Source organism: Nocardia otitidiscaviarum NBRC 14405 (genome assembly GCF_000308635.1).
Classification (GTDB): Bacteria; Actinomycetota; Actinomycetes; order Mycobacteriales; family Mycobacteriaceae; genus Nocardia; species Nocardia otitidiscaviarum.
On sequence record NZ_BAGD01000085.1, the window covers coordinates 83,018 to 103,367 of the forward strand.

The window sequence follows — 20,350 nt, forward strand, 5'->3', positions numbered from 1 at the left end:
AATTCTGCCCGCTTTCGCCGCGAGAGGCGGATCGGGCATACCCGCGGCTACCGCACGGCACGCACCCTCACGACTCGTCGACCTGCACGTCGTAGTTGACCGTATCGCCATCGGTGCCGGTCACGGTCACCGTCAGCCCGAGCGTGTCGGCCCCCGCGGTCAGGGTGCAGCGCATGGTGGTGCCCTCCTTCCCGCGCAGGTCGCCGGGACAGTCGATGGCATCCGGGGCGACGCCCACCTGATCGGTGAGCGTCTGCTCGAGCGAACTCTCGAGTTCGGCCTCCTCGACGACGGGGTCGCCGCCGATCGACACCGAACACGCGGTGGCGGCGAGTGCCACGCCGAGAACGAATACGAAAGCGGACAGCGCGCGGGCGGATCGACGGCGAGCCGAGAGCAGAGCGGACATGTCGGAAGTATCGCCGCCGACCCACCGGTCGTTTACGCCAAACGACGGGGACCGATATCGAATCGACTCGGTTCCGGACCGACGCGTACCCGGCCGTAGAGCACCGCCGCGCCCTCCGGGGAGGCGAGGACGGGTTCGCACAGCAACTCCCGCACCTCCGGTAGGTCGTCGCACAGGGCCGAGATGCGCTGGGCGAGTTCGGCGAGTGCGCCGCGATCCACCGGCTTGTCGATGGTGCGCCCGCCGACGGTGCCCGACAGCAGCGGGGCGGCGCGCGGGGCGTCGATGAGTTCCGCGGATTCGGCCTCGGTGAGCGGCAGCGCCCGGTACACGCGGTCACCGAGCAGGTCGATGATGGTGCCGGACAGGCCGAAGCTGATGACCGATCCGAAGGACGGGTCGTCCTGCACGCGGAAGGTGCAGCCGACACCCTTGGTCGCCATGCGCTGGATGTGCACCACCGGATTGCCGGAGACCTCCGCGAGGTCGGTGTAACCGCGCCGTACCGCGTCGGAGCGCCACAGGTCCAGCCGCACCCCGGTGAGGTCGGGCCGGTTGCGCCACAGTTCACCGGTCGCCTTGGCCGCCACCGGGTAACCGAGTTCCTCGGCCGCGGCCACGGCGGCATCGGCGTCGAGCACCTCCCGGAACTCGACGATGCGAATGCCGTAACAGTCCAGCAGGTCCACGGCTTCCAGATCGGTGAGCCAGCGGCCCTCGTCCGCCGCCATCCACCCGGCCACCAGATCGCGGGCGCGGGTGGTATCGAGTCCGTCCGGCCGCGCCACCGGGGAGACCGGACGAGCGACCCAGTCGGCGTAGCGCCGCACCCGGGCCAGGGCCCGCGCGGCCCGCTCCGGATCGGCGTAGGACGGGATGGAACCGCGTTCCACCGAACCGCCCGCACCCCGGGTGGCCAGCAGATTGGGCATGCCCTGATCGGCCACGAAGGTGGTGAGCACCGGTGTGGCCGGATCGGATTGCGCACCGGAACGAATGGCCTCGGCATAGGCGGCCACACCGGTGGCGACCGGCGGTGAGTACACGACGATGACCGCGTCCACCTCGCTGTCGCTGACCGCGGCGGCCACGGCGGTGAGATAGTCGGCCGGACTCGCCTGCGGCCCCAGGTCGATGGGTTCGCCGACGTCGAGGCCCTCGCCGCGGGCGGCGTCGACGGCCAGCCAGGCGAGGGCGGCGCTGTTGCCGATCACCGCGAGTCGTTTGCCCGCGGGCAGCGGCTGATAACCGACCAGCATGGCGCAATCGAACAGTTCGGCGATGGAGTCGACCTGGATGATGCCCGCCTGCGCGAACAGATTGCGCACCAGCGACCGGTCCAGATCCCGCTCCCCCTCCGCCTGCGCCACATTGCGGCCACTGTTCACCGCGACCACGGGTTTGCTGCGGGCCACCCGGCGGGCGATGCGGGAGAACTTGCGCGGATTGCCGAAGGTCTCCAGATACAGCAGCACCACATCGGTATCCGGGTCGCTGTCCCAGTACTGGAGCAGATCGTTGCCGGAGACATCGGCACGATTGCCGGCGGAGACGAAGGTGGACAGGCCCAGCTGCCGAGCCGCGGCCTCGGCCAGAATGGCCCCGCCGAGAGGGCCGGACTGGCAGAAGAAGCCGATCCGCCCGCGGCCGGGCAGGACCGGGGCGAGGGTGGCGTTGAGTGCGATGGCCGGATCGGTATTGGCGATGCCGAGCGCGCTCGGGCCCACCACTCGCATACCGTGCGCGCGGGCCGCGTCGACCAGGCTGCGTTCGGCCGCGTAGCCGCGCGGGCCGGTCTCGGAGAATCCGGCGGTCAGCACCACCAGCCCCTTGACGCCCTTGGCCATACAGTCGTCGAGCACGGAATCGATCTCGGTGGCGGGGACGGCGATCACCGCCAGGTCGACCTCGTCGGGAATATCGCGGACGGTCGCGTACGCCCGCACCCCGCGGACGGCGGCGCGATTGCGGTTGACCGGGAAGACCGGCCCCTGGAAGGTGCCCGACAACAGATTCGCCAGCACCGCGCCGCCCACCCGCCCGGTGGAGGGTGTCGCGCCGATGACGGCAACAGACTTGGGCGACAGCAGATTTCCCACACTGCGCGCCTCGGAGGCGCGTTCGCGCGAGTCCCGCACCGACAGCAGCGCCTCGGTGGGGTCGATGGCGAATTCCAGGTGCAGGACCGACCCGTCGCGACTGCGCTGCACCTGGTACCCGGCATCCCGGAACACCTGCACCATGGCGTTGTTCTCGGCCAGCACCTCGGCCACGAAGGTGTCGATGTCGTTCTCGGCCGCCGCGCCCGCCAGATGTTCGAGCAGTATCGACCCGAGCCCGCGCCCCTGATGCCCGTCGGCCACCACGAACGCCACCTCGGCGGCCCGGGGCTCACCCCGTTCGGCCAGATACTCGTACCGTCCCACCGCGATGATCTCGTCGCCCAGCTCGATCACCAGCCCGACCCGGTCGTGGTAGTCCACGTGGGTGGTGCGGTACAGATCCTTCGGCGTCATCCGCGGGTACGGCCCGAAGTAGCGCAGATAACGCGTGCGATCCGACAGCCCCGCGTGGAACCGCTGCATGGGCTCCGCGTCCTCGGGGGTGATGGGTCGCAGCCGCACCACGCCGCCATCGGAGGCGAGCACGTCGGCGAACCAGTGTTCCGGCGGGGGCGGGGGCGTCGCCGGGGTCCCCGGACTGTCCGGAAACGAGGGTGCGGCGGCGGACGGTGCTCCAGCCGGGGTGGCCGACGGCTCGCCGGCGGCGGGTCTGTCGCGTGCGGCGGGTTCGCCCGGCGGCGGTGTCGCCGGGTCGGTGGGTTCAGTCACGGGGATCCTCCGGATCCAGGCCGAGCAGTCCGAAAGTCGCTCGGCGTGTTGCCAATACGGATGTGTCGAGGGCCCGGCGGGCCCGGTCGGCGCGTTCGTCACCGGTCTCCCGGCCGCCGCCGGGGCCGTCCCAGCGTTCGAAGGCGATGTCGCCACCGTCGCCCATGGTGGCGGGCGGCGCGATATTCGGCGCGTACTCGGCGGCGGCCGCGACCCACTCCGCCGGAATGGGGGTGGCCGGGTCGATATCGCGGTCCAGGGCGGCGGCCAGCAGATGCGTCCAGGCGCGTGGCACCACCCGGATCAGCCCGTAGCCGCCACCGCCGATGGCCAGCCAGCGGCCCTCGGCGTAGCGGTCGGCCAGATCGCGCATGGCCAGGAAGGCCGCGCGCTGCCCGTCCACCGACAGCTCCAGGTCGGCGAGCGGATCCTCGCGGTGGGTGTCGACGCCGCACTGGCTGACCACGATCTGCGGCCGGAACGCGGCCAGCGCGCCGGGCACCACCGCGTGGAAGCCCCGCAGCCACAACGCGTCCCGGGTGCCGGGCATGATGGCCAGGTTCACCGCGGTGCCCTCCGCCTTACCCGCGCCGGTCTCCTCGGACCAGCCGGTATTCGGCCACAGCGTCGCCGGATGCTGGTGGATGGAGACGGTCAGCACGCGCGGGTCGTCGTAGAAGGCCCGCTGCACCCCGTCCCCGTGGTGGACGTCCACGTCCAGGTAGGCGATGCGGTCGAAACCGTTGTCCAGCAACCACGAAATCGCCACCGCCGCATCGTTGTACACACAGAATCCGGCCGCCGAATCCGGCATGGCGTGGTGCATGCCGCCGCCGATGCTCACCGCGCGGCGGGTGCGTCCGGCGGCGATCTCCCGGGCCGCCGCGAGGGTCCCGCCGACGATGACCGAGGCCGCCTCGTGCATCTGCGGGAACACCGGGTTGTCAGGGGAACCGAGTCCGTAGGGCGGTGCCAGCGGCGGCTGGCCGTCCGGTTGTCGAGCGTGCTTGACCGCTTCGATGTAGTCGTGGGTGTGCACGCGCAGCAGATCGCCCTCGGTGGCCGCCGTCGGCGAGAGCGCCTCCACCCCGTCGAACAGCCCGAGACTCTCGGCCAGCGCCATGGTGAAGCGCAGCCGCACGGGGCGCATCGGATGCTCCGGCGTCCACTTGTAGTCCAGGAAACGGTCGGTCCAGACGACGGTGCCGTCGCTGCGCGGTGGGCCAGGCATACCTGCCACGCTAATGCGTCACGGCGCTTCGTAGGCTCTGGACACCGCGCAGCACCGAACCCGCAGGGAACACGCAGCGCGCCCTGGGTGTTGACAGTGCGTTCGCGAAATAAGCTGTCGCCCGGTGCAGCCGCCGCGCATGGGTAGAATTCGTGCACGACGAAGGGGTTAAACAGGTGAAGGATCTGGTCGACACCACGGAGATGTACCTCCGTACCATCTACGACCTCGAGGAGGAGGGCGTCACGCCCTTGCGTGCGCGCATCGCCGAGCGCCTCGAGCAGAGCGGGCCCACGGTCAGTCAGACGGTGGCGCGTATGGAACGCGACGGACTGCTGACCGTCGCGGGTGATCGCCATCTCGAATTGACGGAGAAGGGCCGGGCCATGGCGGTCGCGGTGATGCGCAAGCACCGGCTGGCCGAGCGGCTGCTGGTCGACATCATCGGCCTGGACTGGCAGAACGTGCACGCCGAGGCGTGTCGCTGGGAGCACGTGATGAGCGAGGAGGTGGAGCGCCGCCTGGTCGAGGTGCTCAACCACCCCACGACCTCGCCGTACGGCAACCCGATCCCGGGCCTGGACGAGCTGGGCGTCACCGGCACCTCGAATGCCGAGGAGAAGCTGGTCCGGCTCTCGGACCTGCCCTCCGGGCAGTCCGCGGCGGTGGTGGTGCGACGGCTCTCCGAGCACATCCAGACCGATCCGGAGATCATCAACCAGCTGCGGGAGGCGGGCGTGGTGCCCGACGCCCGCGTGAACGTCGAGACCAAGCCGGGCGCGGTGGTCATTCTGGTGCCGGGCCACGCCGGTTTCGAACTCTCCGACGAGATGGCCCACGCCGTCCAGGTGAAGTTGGTCTGAGGCGTGAAACTTCTGGTCACGGGCGGTGCGGGCTACGTCGGCGGCGTCTGCGCGCAGGTGCTGCTCGAGGACGGCCACGAGGTGGTCGTGGTGGACGATGTCTCGACCGGCAATGCCGACGGGGTGCCCACCGGCGCCAAGTTCGTGGAGGGCGATATCGCCACGGTGGGCGTGGAGCTCGTCGCCGCCGAGAACTTCGACGGCGTGTTGCATTTCGCGGCGCAGTCGCTGGTCGGGGAATCGGTGCAGCAGCCGGAGAAGTACTGGCACGGCAATGTGGTGAAGACCCTCGCCCTGCTGGAGGCCATGCGGGCCGCCGGTACGCCGCGCCTGGTGTTCTCCTCCACCGCCGCCGTGTACGGCGAGCCGGAACAGGTGCCGATCGTGGAGGACGCGCCGACCCGGCCGACGAACCCCTACGGGGCGTCGAAGCTGTCCATCGACTACGCCATCACCTCCTACGCGGCTGCGCACGGTCTGGCGGCGACCAGCCTGCGCTACTTCAATGTGGCGGGCGCGTACGCGGGCCTGGGTGAGAACCGCGTCGTGGAAACCCATCTCATTCCCCTCGTCCTGCAGACGGCGCTGGGCCACCGCGAGTCCATCTCGGTCTTCGGCACCGACTACCCCACCGCCGACGGCACCGCGGTGCGCGACTACATCCACATCCGCGATCTCGCCCAGGCGCATCTGCTGGCCCTGGCGCAGTCGCGCCCCGGTGCGCACCGCATCTTCAATCTCGGCAGCGGTACCGGTTTCTCGGTGCGCGAGGTGATTTCGGCCTGCGAACGCGTCACCGGCCTGCCCATCCGCGCGATCGACGCCCCTCGGCGCGCGGGCGATCCGGCGGTGCTCATCGCCTCCAGCGAGCGGGCCGTCACCGAACTCGGCTGGCGTCCGCGACACACCGAACTGGACACCATCGTGGCCGATGCCTGGTCGTTCCTGCAGACACTCGGCGACCGGGCGCACAGCGCCCGCCGCTGACCCGCTCCTTCGCCAACCCCGTCCACCCCAGTCCCATCGGCCGCAGTCCCGTCCGCCCCGGTCCCGTCCGCCCCGGTCCCGTCCGCCCCGGACACGTTCGCGCAGCCCCGGTCGTCCCGGACTCACTCGCCCTAGTCCCGGTCGCCCCGGACTCATTCGGCCCAGCCCCGGACTCGGCCTTGCCGGGCGCGGACCGGGTTTCGGCGTGCTTCTCCCGGCGTCGACCGGGTGACCGGTGTGCGGGAGTGGACCGGCCGGGGCGGTCACGACAGCTCCGGGCCGAGGTCGACGCCGAGGATCGCGGCGGCTTCGCGGCCGGTCTCGGCGATGCGGCGCAGTTGGGCCGGGCGCAGACCGTTCCGCAGCGCCGTCTCCAGCAGGCGGGCCATGGTGTGGTCCGGGTCGGAGGCCAGGGCCGCGTCCAGTGCGACTCCGGCCAGCGGACCGTCGCCGCGCACATAGGCGCAGTAGCCGAGCAGTGCGGCCGCCTCGGCTCGGTCCGGGTCGGGTAGAACGCGGGTGAGGTGGATCCACAGCGCCTCCGCTGCCGCGGCGTGATCACCCGGGGCGAGCGCGAACATGACATCCCGCACCACCGGATTCCGCAGGGCCACCGCCAGTTCCGCGAGTTCGGCGGGATGCAGCCGCGCTCCGGATTCGACGTTCGCGAGCTGCCACAGCACCTTGCGCAGCGCGGCGCGCGTGTAGACCTCCGCTTCGCCGCGTCGCACGGCCGCGGCCAGCCGGGCCTGCGCCGCGGTGACCACCGACTCCAGCACCGCCGCGACCGCGGCGCGGGCGTCGGCGTCGACCGCCACCACAGCGGCCAGTTCGGCTCGCGATCCGCGCAGCGGGCGACCGTCGAGGACCTGCCGGAAGGTCACCGGCGAGTCGGCCGGAGCCCGTTGCGCGCCGGTGTTCGCCGGGTCCAGCACGCTCCACCACGGCCGCCCGGCGTCGAATCCGGCGACGGCCCAGGCGCCGGTCAGCATGACATCGGCGGCCGCGAGCCGAGCGGCGAGCAGGTCGGTCAGTTCCCGGTGCCGTCGTGCGCGCACTCCCCGGTGGCGTGCATCCGGCACGGTGGCGCGGTCGTCCACGATCAGGGCCAGCGCCGCGACGGCCCGCTGCCGCACGCAGATATCGGCGAGTTGGTCCATCATGGCCCGCACCGCCGCCCGTCCCGTCACGTCGGTGTCCACCCGCACCACCACATCCACCGCCGCGGAATCCGACCGCCCCTCCTCCGCCCGCAGCACCGCCAGCACCAGCGACCGCGCGGGCACGAATCCGAGCATGGCGGGCACCGCCGCGATGAACTCCCCCGGCTCGCGCAGATGCTGCTGCGGCACAGCGGCATTCCCGAACGACGCGGCATCCGCGTCCGTCGCCGCCCTGTCGACCCGGACGGCCCTCTCGGCGGTCACCACGTCGTCGACAGGTACTGCGTACTCCGCAGACTGAGCGCTCGCGGCAGACACCACGCTCCCGATCGGCGCGACGCTGTCGACAGCCCCAGCGCTCTCGACAGACGCGGCGCGCTTGGTAGACCCAGCGCTGTCGACAGTCCTAGCACGGTCGGCAGAAGCGGCGCGCTCGACAGACCCAGCACGCTCGGCCGACAGCGCAATCCCGGGTGACGCCGCCCGGCCAGGTGACACCGTTTGCTCCGGCGACACCCCCTGCTCCGGCGACTCCGCCTGCTCCCGCGACTCCGCCTGCTCCGGCGACACCGACCGCCCCAACGACTCCGCATGCTCCGGCGATACCGACCGCTCCGGCGACTCCACCTGCTCCGGCGACACCGACCGCTCCCGCGACTCCGCCTGCTCCGGCGACACCGCCTGCTCCCGCGACACCGACCGCTCCGGCGACTCCATCTGCTCCCGCGACACCGCATGCTCCGGCGACCGCGCAGGCCCTGCCGATGCCGTGGCGCCTACCGCGGAGTCCGCACCGCGCCCGGGTGGCTCGGTGTACGCCGCACGGGTGTCGGGTGTTTCGCCGCCCTCGACCGGCGGCGGGTCGTCGTCCGCCAGCGGATCCGGCGGTGGTGGCAGCCAGCGTTCGGTGCCGAAGTCGTCTGGTGGGAAGGTGTTCCCGCCCGAGCAGGTGCGGCGGCCGCGGTGGCGCGGGATGCGCGCGGGTTCGCAGTACCGGTAACGCGGGGCGTCACCCGGTGGCGGTGCGGGCAGGGGTTCGGTGGAATTCGTCATGTCCTCACGGTGCGCGATGGCGCCGACCGCGCCGGAGTGCCGACCTGGGCGGCGGACAAGTCTGTGAGTAGTCGCCGCGGCTGTGCGGAATGGGTGCGAATCGGCTCGCGCCGAGGGCTTTTCGTCGGTGCCCCCTGCTACCGTCCGATTCCGGCAGGTCGCGTGATGGGCGATCGGTGACCCACCCGGCGAAAAATCTGAATGCGTAGCGTTTCATTTTGCCCGAACCGCCGCCGTCGCGCTGTTACAGTCCGCCTCGACACCATCGGCTCGGTGTCGGAAGGAAGAACGCATCAGCAATGAAGAGAAGTACTTTCGGCGGTCTCGCGGTCGCCGTGGCGAGCGCCGCCGCGCCGGTGCTGCTGGCCCCCACGGCGTCGGCGGATACCGAGAACATCCGCGTCGACGCCCGCGTATCCGGTGAGACCTGCGGCACGTCGGGTGGCTGCGTCATCCGCATTCGGACCGTCGGCGAGAACCGTCTCGACGAGGTCGCCGTCACCGTGAACGGCACCCTCGTGGGCTACGCCTGGCCGGTGCAGGATCAGTGGGACCCCAACCGCGGTTCGGCCGAAGTGGTCTGGAATCCCAGCGAATCCGGCAGCTACCACATCGTCGCCAAGCAGGGCGTCTCCTCGGGCGTCATCACCTACGACATCCAGAGCCCGGGCGGCACCGGATCCTTCGGGGGCCTGCTCCCGTCCGGTTCGGCGGGCTGATTCGCCAGAAGAGTGATCACATGACGAGAACACGTACGGGGCTGGGCGCGACCGCCGCGCTGTTCGCCCTGACCGCACCGGTCGTCCTGGCGGGCTCCGCGTCCGCGGATATCGAGGACATCAGCATCACCGGTATCGACGAGCGGCCGTGCTCGGTCGCGGCGGGCTGCCTCATCCAGGTGACCGTGACCCAGTTCGAGGCGGTGGACTTCCTGATCAACAACACCGCCGTCGGCACCGCCACTCCGCAGCGCACCAGCTCCGGCCTGATCACCGCCACGCTGCAGTGGCGGCCGGAAGTCTCGGGCACGTACACGGTGGGCGCGCGACAGGCGCAGAACACGTCGACCATCGTCTACACCGTCACCCAGCACGCCTCCGGCTGCGGCTGGTTCCCCACCGGTTCGACCTCCGGGTCCGCGGGCACCGGTTCGGCCTCCGGATCCGCCGACACCGGCTCGGCCGGAAGCGGTTCCGCCGGTTCGGGTTCCGCGGGCAGCGGCTCGGCGAGCGGCTCGGCCTGCTGACCAGTCAGCCCCTGCGCACCTTGCTCACCGCGGTGGTGAACAGCGAGTCGAGGGCCTCGCCGTCGACACTGTCGTCACCGAAGGTCATGTAGGTCACGGTGATTCGCACATCGCCGACCTGACCGAGCAGGGTGCGCATGTTGCGGGTGGTCTCCGGATCGCCCGCCTCCGACCGGACGGTGCGCCGCAGCGCCACCGTCTCGTCGGCATCCAGCGGTGGCGGCGGCAGCAGTTCGGTGGTGACGGTGGCCGTCGTGCCGTTCTGCGTGGCACGCACGGTGCCGCAGCGTTCGAGCTGCCGTTGCAGGGTGGCCAGGGCGTGATCGGTGCGCACCAGTTCCACCGTGAGGGTGGCGCGGGTGGCATCGTCGGTGCCGACCGAGACCGCGGGTACGGACACCGGCGGCACCGGCGCACAGTCCTCCGGATCGACCCGCGCGCCCGGCAGAATTCCGTCGAGATCGTGCGCGGCCTGCTCGGCGGTGTCCGGCGGCAGTTCCACCGCCGCGTACGGCTCGGGGAACTGCGATGGATTCGGCAGCAGCCGTGCCAGTTCCGATGCCGCGGCCGTCGAGTTCGGTCCGGACGAGGACCGGGGGTGCCCGGAGACCGTGGTTCCGCAGGCGGTGAGCGCACAGCCCAGGGCCGCGACACCCAGCAGTGCGGATATCCGCCGTACGGTCGATGTGCGGCGGCGCCGCACCACGGACACTGGAGGCTGCCGCGGGCACGGCGAATCCGGCACGATCACCCGTCCACTATGCCGAATTTCCGCTGTTCATCCGGGATGCCACGCCGGAAACAGGTGTGACCGCGAGCGGTGTGGGAATGCGTTCCACCGTCGGGCGTGTTGCACACCAGATGCGGGCTCGCACCCACGGGGCGCGGGCACGCGAGGGCATGAGGGACAATGGTGGTGGTCCCAGTATCGCCCGTCAGGCGAATGAACCGCGGCACGCGCCGCCGAGTTCCGCCGGACCGGACCGCTGGAGACCATGCAGAAGGGATGAAGCGATGGACTACGAGTCGAGCATGTACGAGTTGGAGTTCCCCGCGCCGCAGTTGTCCTCCGCTGACGGCGCGGGTCCGGTGCTGGTGCACGGGCTGGAGGGTTTCACCGACGCCGGTCACGCCGTCCGCCTGGCCACCACGCATCTGCGGGAGAGCCTGGAGGCGGAGTTGGTCGCCTCGTTCGATATGGACGAACTCCTCGACTACCGCTCGCGCCGCCCGCTCATGATGTTCAAGACCGACCACTTCTCCGACTACACCGAGCCGGAGCTGAACCTGTGGGCGCTCAAGGACACTCAGGGCACACCGTTCCTGCTGCTGGCCGGTTTGGAGCCGGATCTGCGGTGGGAGAAGTTCGTGACCGCCGTGCGGCTGCTGGCCGAGCAGCTGGGTGTGCGCCGCACCATCGGTCTGAGCGCGATACCCATGGCGATCCCGCACACCCGACCGCTCGGGATGACCGCGCACGCCAGCGACCGCGACCTCATCGGCGATCACCAGCGCTGGCCGGGTGAGTTGCAGGTGCCGGGCAGCGCCTCCTCGCTGCTGGAGTACCGCATGGCCCAGCACGGCCACGAATCGGTCGGCTTCTCCGTGCACGTCCCGCACTATCTGACCCAGACCGCCTATCCGGAGGCCGCGCAGACGCTGCTGGAGAGCGTCGCCGAGAACGCCGGGCTGGAACTGCCCCTGGCGGCGCTCACCGAGCAGGCGGCCCGGGTGCGGGAGCAGGTCAACGAGCACATCGCGGGCAATTCCGAGGTGGAGACCGTGGTGGCGGCCCTGGAACGCCAGTACGACAGCTTCGTCACCGCCCAGGAACGCCAGTCCAGCCTGCTGGCCAGCGAGAGCGACCTGCCCACCGGCGAGGAACTGGGCGCGGAATTCGAACGCTTCCTCGCCGAACAGTCCGGTTTCGGCGACGGCGACGCGAACGACGGCGGCGACCGGCGGTCCTGACCACACCAGTAACGTAGGTGGGCGTGCAGCTATCCGAACTCGTCCCCGACCGTGCCGTACCCGACGTCGATGCCGAGTGGCTGTATGAGACCTTCGTCGACTGGACCCTCGAGCAGGGCCTGACGCTGTATCCGGCGCAGGAGGAGGCGCTGCTCGAGCTGTTCACCGGCTCGAATGTGATTCTGGCGACCCCGACCGGCTCGGGTAAGTCGATGGTGGCGCTGGGCGCGCACTTCGCCGCGCTCAACCGCGGCCAGCGCAGCTACTACACCGCTCCGATCAAGGCCCTGGTCAGCGAGAAGTTCTTCGCGCTGTGCGAGGTGTTCGGGGCGGACCGGGTCGGCATGGTGACCGGTGACGCGGCGGTGAATCCGGATGCTCCGATCATCTGCGCGACGGCGGAGATCCTGGCCAATCTGGCATTGCGCGAGGGCGCGGACGCCCCGGTGGGTCAGGTCGTCATGGACGAATTCCACTACTACGCCGATCCGGATCGCGGGTGGGCGTGGCAGGTGCCGCTGATCGAACTGCCGGGGGTGCAGTTCCTGCTCATGTCGGCCACGCTGGGCGAGGTCGACTTCTTCGCCAGGGATCTGAAAGACCGTACCGGCCGTGACACCGCCGTCGTCTCCGGTTCGGAACGCCCGGTGCCGCTGAGCTTTTCCTATGTGCGCACCCCGATCACCGAAACTCTCGAGGATCTGGTGACCACCAGCCTCGCCCCGGTGTACGTCGTGCACTTCACCCAGGCGGCGGCGATCGAACGGGCGCAGGCCCTGATGAGCGTGAACTTCGCCAGCAAGGCGGAGAAGGAGGCCATCGCCGCGGCCCTGGGTGATTTCCGCTTCGCCACCGGCTTCGGCAAATCGCTGTCGCGCTTCATCCGCCACGGTATCGGCGTCCATCACGCGGGCATGCTGCCCAAGTACCGGCGGCTGGTGGAGAAGTTGGCCCAGGACGGCCTGCTGAAGGTGGTCTGCGGCACCGACACCCTGGGCGTCGGCATCAATGTGCCGATTCGCACCGTGCTGCTGACCGGTCTCACCAAGTACGACGGTGTGCGCACCCGCCGCCTCAATGCCCGCGAGTTCCATCAGATCGCGGGCCGCGCGGGCCGGGCCGGCTACGACACCATGGGCACCGTGGTGGTGCAGGCGCCCGAGCACGAGGTGGAGAACGCCCGCCTCATCGCCAAGGCCGGTGACGATCCCAAGAAGCTCAAGAAGGTCCAGAAGCGCAAACCGCCGGAGGGTTTCGTGTCCTGGTCGGAGGACACCTTCGACCGGCTGGTCGGGGCCACCCCGGAACCGATGGTGTCGCGTTTCAATGTCACCAATTCCATGCTGTTGAACGTGATCGCCCGCAAGGGCAACTGCTTCGACGCCATGCGGCATCTGCTGGAGCGGAACCACGAGCCGCGTCCGGCGCAGCGGCGGCACATCCTGCGCGCCATCCGGCTCTACCGCGCGCTGCGGGACGCGGGCGTGGTGCAGCAGCTCGACACACCCGACGAGTTCGGCCGCCGCGCCCGGCTCACCGTGGACCTGCAACGCGATTTCGCCCTCGATCAGCCACTGTCGCCGTTCGCGCTGGCCGCGCTGGAGCTGCTCGACAAAGACTCCCCCACCTACACCCTCGATGTCATCTCGCTCATCGAGGCGACCCTGGAGGATCCGCGCCAGCTGCTCATGGCCCAGCAGCACAAGGCCCGCGGTGCGGCGGTGGCGGAGATGAAGGCCGACGGCATCGAGTACGAGGAGCGCATGGAGCTGCTCGAGGAGGTGACCTGGCCCAAACCGCTCGCCGACCTGATCGAGCCCGCCTTCGAGACCTACAAGGGCGGCCACCCGTGGGTGTCGGAGTTCGAGCCGTCGCCGAAGTCCGTGGTGCGGGAGATGATCGAACGCTCCATGACCTTCGCCGAACTGGTGTCCACCTACGAGCTGGCGCGCTCCGAGGGGGTGGTGCTGCGCTATCTCGCCGACGCCTACCGGGCGCTCCGCCGCACGGTGCCCGAGCAGGCCCGCACCGAGGAGCTCGACGACATCACCGAGTGGCTGGGCGAGCTGGTGCGCCAGGTCGACTCCAGCCTGCTCGACGAATGGGAGCAGCTCACCAATCCGGGCGCGGAGAGCGATACCGAGGAGGTGGCGTTCGGCGCGGAGGCGCCCCGGCCGATCTCCGCGAACGAGCGGTCCTTCCGGGTGCTCGTGCGCAATGCCATGTTCCGGCGGGTGGAGATGGCCGCGCTGCGCCGCTGGGACGCTCTCGACGCGTTGGGCGACGGCCTGGACTGGGAAGGCGAACTCGCGCCCTACTACGACGAATACGGCGAGATCGGTATCGGGCCGAACGCGCGCGGACCGAAGCTGTTCCAGATCGAGCAGCGGCCGGGTTTCTGGCATGTGCGTCAGGTGCTGGACGATCCGTCCGGTGACCACGGATGGGCCGTGGCGGCGGTGGTCGATCTGGCGGAGTCGGATGCCGCCGGTGAAGTGGTATTCGACGAGGTCACGGTGGTGGCGGGCTGACCGCCGCCACGTTCGCGCCCCGATTTCTTCATAGTTCCGTAAGATGCCCGGTCCGGTTTGTTCAACCGTCCCGGCGGTACGGTGACGAAGACGACCGCTGGCCGGTTCGTTTTTCCAGGCTGATCGCGTGTATCGTCGCGCACTGTTGCCCACATCCCGCCACAGCGCCCGATCGAAAAGAGTTCCCTTAGATTGACCAACCGAAACCTGCTCGAATCCCCCCGTCTGGTCATCGACCTGCACCGGGTCCGTGCGAACTACCAAGCACTGCGAGCCGCTCTACCCGCGGCACGAATTCGCTTCGCCGTCAAGGCGAGTCCCGTGCCGGAGATCATCCGGCTCCTGAACGACGAGGGCGCCGAGTTCGACGTCGCCAGTATCGGTGAGATCGAACTCTGCATCGCGCAGGGTGTCGATCCGGCCGTCATGTGTTATGGGAATCCGATCAAGAAAGCCGCCCACATCGCCGCCGCTCGCGCGGCCGGGGTGCGCCGCTACGCCTTCGACACCGAGGACGATCTGGCTCGCATCGCCGAGCACGCCCCCGGCGCGGAGGTGGAGTGCCGGTTCCTGTCCTCCGCTCCGCAGTCGCAGACGCCGTTCGGCACCAAGTTCGGCTGCGATCCCGGTGAGGCCAAGCGGCTGCTGGTGCGGGCGCGTGACCTGGGATTGCGGGTGGCTGGCCCGTACTTCCACGTGGGCTCGCAGCAGACCGATCCGATCGCCTGGCGCATCGGCATCGAGCAGGCTGGCGCCATCGCGGAAGCGTTGGCCGTCAAGGACATTCCGGTTCCGTCGGTGAATGTCGGTGGTGGACTGCCGATTTCGTACGCCGATGCCGCACCGGAGCTGTCCGAGCTGGGTGCGGTGATCGCCGAGGCGTTCGCGACCCATTTCCCGGAACACACCGAACTGGTGGTGGAGCCCGGTCGCGCCCTGGTGGGCAATACCGGTGTGATTCACGCCGAGGTGGTGAATGTTCGCCAGGCGCCGGACGGGCGGCGCTGGATATACCTCGATATCGGCCGCTACAACGGTATGGCCGAGACCGAGAACGAGTACATCGCCTACCGTTTCGAAACCGATCGGGACGATGACCCGATGGACGAGGCGGTGGTCGCCGGACCGACCTGCGATGGCGACGATGTACTCTATCAACGCACGCGTGTCCTCCTTCCGACCACGTTGCGAGCCGGTGATCCCGTTCGGATCCTCGATACCGGCGCTTATACGGCGAGCTATTCGTCGGTGTCCTTCAACGGTTTTCCGCCTTTGACTGTTCATGTCATCGGCGCTGAGCGAGAGTGAGTTCGCTTATGACGGCAGAATTCACCGGCTGGCATGTGCTGGCCGAGTTCGGTGGTGTCGACCCGCAGCTGTGCGACGACCTCGAACGACTCGAGAGTGCGCTCCGAAAATCGTTGGTCGCCGCGGGGGTGACCATTTGCGATGTGGTGCACAAGCAGTTCGAGCCGCAGGGGGTCACCATTCTCGCCCTGCTCTCGGAGTCGCACGCCTCCATCCACACGTATCCGGAGTCCGGGGACATCTTCGTCGACGTATTCACCTGCGGCAGTATCGGTTCCGGTGCCACCAAGGCGGTCGAGCTGCTGAAGGAGGAGCTGTCGCCCGGATCGGTCAACATGGAGGTCATCCAGCGCGGCCACACCTCGCGCCGCATCCACGAGCCGGTCGGCGAGGGCCTGACCCGGGTGTGGAACATGTCCGAGGTGATCGTGGACACGAACACCCCGTACCAGCACATGGTGATCGCCAAGACCGAGCAGGGCATCAGCCTGTTCTCCGACGACGACCGCCAGTCCACCGAGTTCTCGCAGCTCACCTACCACGAGGCCATGCTGGTCCCGGGGTACGCGCTGGCCGAGAAGCTGGACAGGGTGCTGATCATCGGGTCCGGTGAGGGCGTGGCCTCGCAGATGTCGGTGGCCGCGGGCGCGTCGCTCGTCGACCACGTCGATATCGACCAGCTCGAGGTCGAGCTGTGCGCCGAGCACCTCCCCTACGGCTACACGCAGGCGGATCTGGCCGCGGCGGTCGCGCAGACCGGCCCGATCAAGATGCACTACGCCGACGGCTGGGACTTCCTGGCCCAGGCCGAGGCCGCGGGCGTGCGCTACGACATGATCGTCATCGACCTTCCCGACGAGCGGGTCGAGGACGCCCAGCACAACCGCCTCTACGAGGACGAATTCCTGCTCCGCTGTAAGGCACTGCTGTCCGAGGGCGGCGTGCTGGCCGCGCAGGCGGGCTGTCAGACCATGTGGCGCAACGAAACCCTGAAGCGCTCGTGGACCCGCTTCCACAGCCTGTTCGACACCGTCGTGCCCTACGTCAGCGACGAGCACGAGTGGACCTTCATCTTCGGCACCCCGAAGGCGATCGCCGACCCGGTCGCCAAGATGACCACTGCCCTGTCGCGGCTGCCGTACCGGGCGGAAACCATCGACGAGCGGGCGATCGTCCGCGGCGCCATCGAGCCGCACGCGCTGCGCGTCGGCGTCAGCGTCTGAGTCGAGGCGACTCGGCACCGCGCCCCGCACGGAGCACCGTGCGGGGCGCTGTCGTAGCCGACCGCCGATTCGCTTCGAAATACCCTCTCCCACAGAGCATTCGACCGGTCCAACCGGAGAAGCCACAGCGCGCTCCCACCGATATGTCGGACTCCGCGTTTACAGTCGTCGCGATCGGACGCCGACCACCCCATCGGCCGTGCCGCCGGGACTACGGAGGGGAATATGACACACCTGCGCCGCGCTGACGAGGACCGCTGGGTGGTGCCCGACGCATGCCACGCCGTTCCGCGGGCGAGGTCCCGTGCGGGCCGTGCGAACGGACCCCAAGGCGCTCGGACTGTATCGGAAATGGCTGGACGACAAGCGTGTTCGCCTCGCGATCGAACTGACGTCCCGAGGCGGATACCGCGACCTCGCCGAAGCGGCCGCGCATGCGATCGAACATCCCGGGGACGCCACACCGCTGGGTATCGCGGTCGCGGGCGCGCTCGCCGCACGGGTGGCCGATGCCACGCGCCCCAAGCCCAATCTGACCGGTCGACTGGTCGACGCATGGGTGGCCGCGCACGGGGCGGGCACAGCAGCGGCGGCGGGTGCGCTGCTGGCCGGACTGTCCGTCGGCCATATCGGCGCCGATCTCACCCGGTGTGTCGCGCGCCGCCCGGAACGCCCGCACGTGTTCGACGAACCGGCCGCGACGCTACTCCCCCGGCTGCGTACGCATCTCGCGGCGCTGAGCGACACCGAGTACCACGCGGCGGTGGCGGGCCTGGGGCGGGTGCGCGCCGAATCGCGGGCGCTGGCCGTGCACACCGCGACCTCGTATCTCGCACCCACCGAACAGGATTGGGTGAACCGCGATCTGGCACCGGCGCGCTGCGCGTCCCACCCTGATAGCGCCGAGACCATGCTCGCCGCGACCGTGACATCGACCGAACAGCTCGCGCTCCTGGACACCCCCGGATATCTGTGGCGGCTCACCGGCAGGGCCGACATCCTGCGCGCGGTGATCGAGGTCGGCCCCGACGCGGCGCCGTATCTGACCCAGCTGCTGGATGTGTACGGTTTGTCCGCCGATGATCAGCGCGGTATCGCGGAGCTGCTCGCGCAGTTGCCCACCGATGCCGCGCTCCTCGCGCTGCTGCACCGCACCGACCGGCCCGGGGTTCGCGCGGCCGCCATCGAGGCGATGTACCGCTTCCCCCGACGGGCCGCGCGCGTGCTCGCCGACCTGCCCGACGAGCCGTTCACCGTCGGGCTGCGTGATCTGCTGACCCGCGTGTACCCCGACCTGAACGCGGGGACGCACGCGCCGCAACCAGCCGTGGAGTGCGTTCCGCGCGATGAACTGCCGGAGTTGCTGCGCGTGCCGCCGTGGAAACGCGGCGTCACGCCCGCGCCGCCGACCGTGCTGCCCGGTCTCGGATCACCACGGCCGCTCGCTCTGTCGTGGCTTCCCGGCGAGCAGGATGGTTGGTCGAACATCTTTGTGGAGCAGACGGATCCGGACCGCGACTGGGAGGACGAGTTCCAGCGCGTCCGCGATCGGAAATGGCACGGCTCCTGGTGGACGCTGCGACTGATCGCCACCGCGCCCCCGCCGCTGGCACTGGCGAACCTGGATCTGATCGAGCCGACCGAGCTGTGGGACGCCGTCGACCCGCTCCGCCGCATCCTGGGCCGCTGTGGCGATGCCGCCCTCGCGACGATCGTCGACGCCGTGCGACACAACGCGGCCACGACGATCTCGGTCCTGCTCCCGGCCACGGGGACCCCGGTCACGGAATTGATGTCCCGTCAGCTCGACTCGCGGCGCAATCGCGCCGTGGCCCTGTCCTGGTTCGAGCGTCACCTGCCCACGGCGGCACCGGAACTCCTCACCGCCGCCTTCGGCAAACCGGGCAGACAGCGCACCCTGGCATGGAAGGCGCTACGCGCCCTGGACGGCCGCGACCACCGGGAGGCACTGGTCACGGCGGCGCACACGCTCGGCGGGTCGGCGGCGGAGGCCCTGGTGGCGGCATTGTCCACCGATCCGCTCGACATCCTGCCGAAAACCGTTCCGACACTGCCCACCTGGCTCGCGCCGGCGGCACTCCCGCCCATCGTGCTGCGCCGCGAGGTCCTGACCAGGCCCGACGGACCGCGCGCCCTACCGCCCGATGCCGTGGCGGCGGTATGCACCATGTTGGCGATGAGCGGCCCCACCGGCGACTACGCGGGCGTCGCCCGGCTGCTCGAGCTCGCCGAGCGGGATTCGCTGGCCGAGTTCTGCTGGGCGCTGTTCGAACTATGGGGCTTCACCGGGTACTCCGCCGACGAGAACTGGGTCCTGCACGCCCTGGGCCTGCTCGGCACCGACGACACCGCCCGCGCCCTCACGCCGCTGATCCGCGCCTGGCCCGGCGAGAACGCACACGCGCGCGCGGTGGCCGCGCTGGACGTCTTGACCGCCATCGGCAGCGACGTCGCGCTCATGCAACTCAACAGCATTGCCGAGAAGGTCAAGTTCAAGGGCATCAAGGCCACAGCGCGGGAGAAGATCCGCCAGCTCGCCGAGGAGGCGGGAATGTCGGCGGAGGAACTGGCCGATCGACTGGTACCGAGCTTCGGATTGGCCGAGGACGGGACGCTACGGCTGGACTACGGACCGCGCGCCTTCCTCGTCGGCTTCGACGAGCAGCTACGCCCGATGGTTCGCGACGTGGCCGGGACACCCCGCAAGGCATTGCCCAAACCGGGTGTGAAGGACGATCCGGAACTCGCACCGGCAGCCTACACACGGTTCACGAACCTGAAGAAGGATGTGAAATCCGTTGCCGCCGAACAGCTGCTCCGCATGGAGCGCGCGATGGTCCGCAACCGGCGCTGGACCGCCGCGATCCATCGGCGGCTGTTCGTGGAGCATCCACTGCTGTGGCATCCCACCCGCCGCCTGGTGTGGGCCACCTTCGACGCCGACGGCTCGCCGACCGGTTCCTTCCGGGTGGCCGAGGATCGCAGCCTCGCCGACGTCGACGACGATGCAGTCACCCTGCCCGATGACATGCTGGTCGGCATCGCCCATCCGCTGCATCTCGGGGACACCCGCGCCGCATGGGCGGAGGTCTTCGCCGATTACGAGACACTGCAGCCGTTTCCACAGCTGCAACGGGAGATCCACCTGCCCACCGACCGGGACGCCGCCTTCGCCCGCTTCGACGGCACGGTCGTTCCGGCGGGCAAGGTGCTCGGCTTGACCCGCCTCGGCTGGGAGCGCGGTACGCCCATGGACGCCGGTATCTCGGGCGAGATCTTCCGGCCGCTCGGCGACGATCGGTCCGTGGTCCTCGATCTGGATCCCGGCTTCGTGGCCGGTATGGCCCTGGAACTGGGCGACCAGACGATCAGCGTGCACATCACCGCCAGCGGGCAGGAATCCGCGTGGGGGCATCGGAACCGGACCGAGCACTCCTTCGCCGACCTGGATCAGGTCACGGTGTCGGAGGTGTTGCGGGAGCTGGAACAGCTCACCACCTGACCGAGGCGAAC

Annotated in this window: 14 protein-coding genes; 9 read left to right on the top strand and 5 right to left on the bottom strand. The window is 69.7% G+C overall.

Features of this window, described 5'->3' with window-relative positions; translation table 11 throughout:
- Positions 1-67: 67 nt before the first annotated feature.
- The 3 genes from ON31_RS19155 to ON31_RS19165 are packed head-to-tail and all read right to left on the bottom strand — an operon-like array spanning position 68 to position 4,471.
- Complete coding sequence (locus ON31_RS19155) at positions 68-409, bottom strand: DUF4333 domain-containing protein (RefSeq protein WP_051037476.1); 342 nt, start codon at positions 407-409, stop codon at positions 68-70.
- 32 nt (positions 410-441) lie between these two features.
- Complete coding sequence (locus ON31_RS19160; RefSeq protein ID WP_169335023.1) at positions 442-3,240, bottom strand: bifunctional acetate--CoA ligase family protein/GNAT family N-acetyltransferase; 2,799 nt, start codon at positions 3,238-3,240, stop codon at positions 442-444.
- Positions 3,233-4,471, bottom strand: coding sequence for an acetoin utilization protein AcuC (locus ON31_RS19165; RefSeq protein WP_039815506.1), 1,239 nt, complete (start codon positions 4,469-4,471; stop codon positions 3,233-3,235). The genes ON31_RS19160 and ON31_RS19165 overlap by 8 nt, the downstream gene beginning before the upstream one ends.
- Before the next feature lie 176 nt (positions 4,472-4,647).
- Between ON31_RS19165 and ON31_RS19170 the strand changes: the two genes are divergently transcribed.
- Complete coding sequence (locus ON31_RS19170) at positions 4,648-5,334, top strand: iron-dependent transcriptional repressor DtxR (protein WP_039815507.1); 687 nt, start codon at positions 4,648-4,650, stop codon at positions 5,332-5,334.
- A gap of 3 nt (positions 5,335-5,337) precedes the next feature.
- Complete coding sequence (gene galE / locus ON31_RS19175) at positions 5,338-6,321, top strand: UDP-glucose 4-epimerase GalE (RefSeq protein WP_039815508.1); 984 nt, start codon at positions 5,338-5,340, stop codon at positions 6,319-6,321.
- A 263-nt stretch (positions 6,322-6,584) separates the two neighbouring features.
- Here the strand turns inward: galE and ON31_RS36785 are convergent, their stop codons facing one another.
- Entirely contained in the window at positions 6,585-8,537 is a 1,953-nt protein-coding gene (locus ON31_RS36785; RefSeq protein WP_157533726.1) for a DUF4192 domain-containing protein, read from the bottom strand.
- A gap of 299 nt (positions 8,538-8,836) precedes the next feature.
- Between ON31_RS36785 and ON31_RS19185 the strand changes: the two genes are divergently transcribed.
- Both ON31_RS19185 and ON31_RS34755 read left to right on the top strand, forming a co-directional pair.
- Entirely contained in the window at positions 8,837-9,256 is a 420-nt protein-coding gene (locus ON31_RS19185; protein ID WP_115061569.1) for a hypothetical protein, read from the top strand.
- Between the two features lie 20 nt (positions 9,257-9,276).
- Positions 9,277-9,783, top strand: a complete 507-nt coding sequence (locus ON31_RS34755) for a hypothetical protein (protein WP_051037478.1) — start codon at positions 9,277-9,279, stop codon at positions 9,781-9,783.
- 4 nt (positions 9,784-9,787) lie between these two features.
- Here ON31_RS34755 and ON31_RS19195 read toward each other — a convergent pair whose 3' ends face one another.
- Positions 9,788-10,495, bottom strand: a complete 708-nt coding sequence (locus ON31_RS19195; protein ID WP_255222172.1) for a DUF5642 family protein — start codon at positions 10,493-10,495, stop codon at positions 9,788-9,790.
- A gap of 302 nt (positions 10,496-10,797) precedes the next feature.
- Here ON31_RS19195 and ON31_RS19200 point away from each other — a divergent pair, with 302 nt between their 5' ends.
- From ON31_RS19200 to ON31_RS19220, 5 genes are all read left to right on the top strand, one after another.
- Positions 10,798-11,754 (top strand): PAC2 family protein, encoded by a 957-nt coding sequence (locus ON31_RS19200; protein WP_039815511.1) that lies wholly within the window; start codon positions 10,798-10,800, stop codon positions 11,752-11,754.
- A gap of 23 nt (positions 11,755-11,777) precedes the next feature.
- Positions 11,778-14,285 carry a DEAD/DEAH box helicase gene (locus tag ON31_RS19205; RefSeq protein WP_039815589.1) on the top strand — a complete coding sequence of 836 codons (2,508 nt, stop codon included), beginning with the start codon at positions 11,778-11,780 and terminating at the stop codon, positions 14,283-14,285.
- Positions 14,286-14,492: 207 nt separating this feature from the next.
- Positions 14,493-15,593, top strand: a complete 1,101-nt coding sequence (locus ON31_RS19210) for a type III PLP-dependent enzyme (RefSeq protein WP_039815590.1) — start codon at positions 14,493-14,495, stop codon at positions 15,591-15,593.
- 8 nt (positions 15,594-15,601) lie between these two features.
- Positions 15,602-16,816 carry an adenosylmethionine decarboxylase gene (gene speD, locus ON31_RS19215; protein ID WP_039815513.1) on the top strand — a complete coding sequence of 405 codons (1,215 nt, stop codon included), beginning with the start codon at positions 15,602-15,604 and terminating at the stop codon, positions 16,814-16,816.
- 313 nt (positions 16,817-17,129) lie between these two features.
- A complete protein-coding gene (locus ON31_RS19220; RefSeq protein ID WP_147287124.1) occupies positions 17,130-20,339 on the top strand; it encodes a DUF4132 domain-containing protein in 3,210 nt (1,069 codons plus the stop codon).
- Positions 20,340-20,350 lie beyond the last annotated feature (11 nt).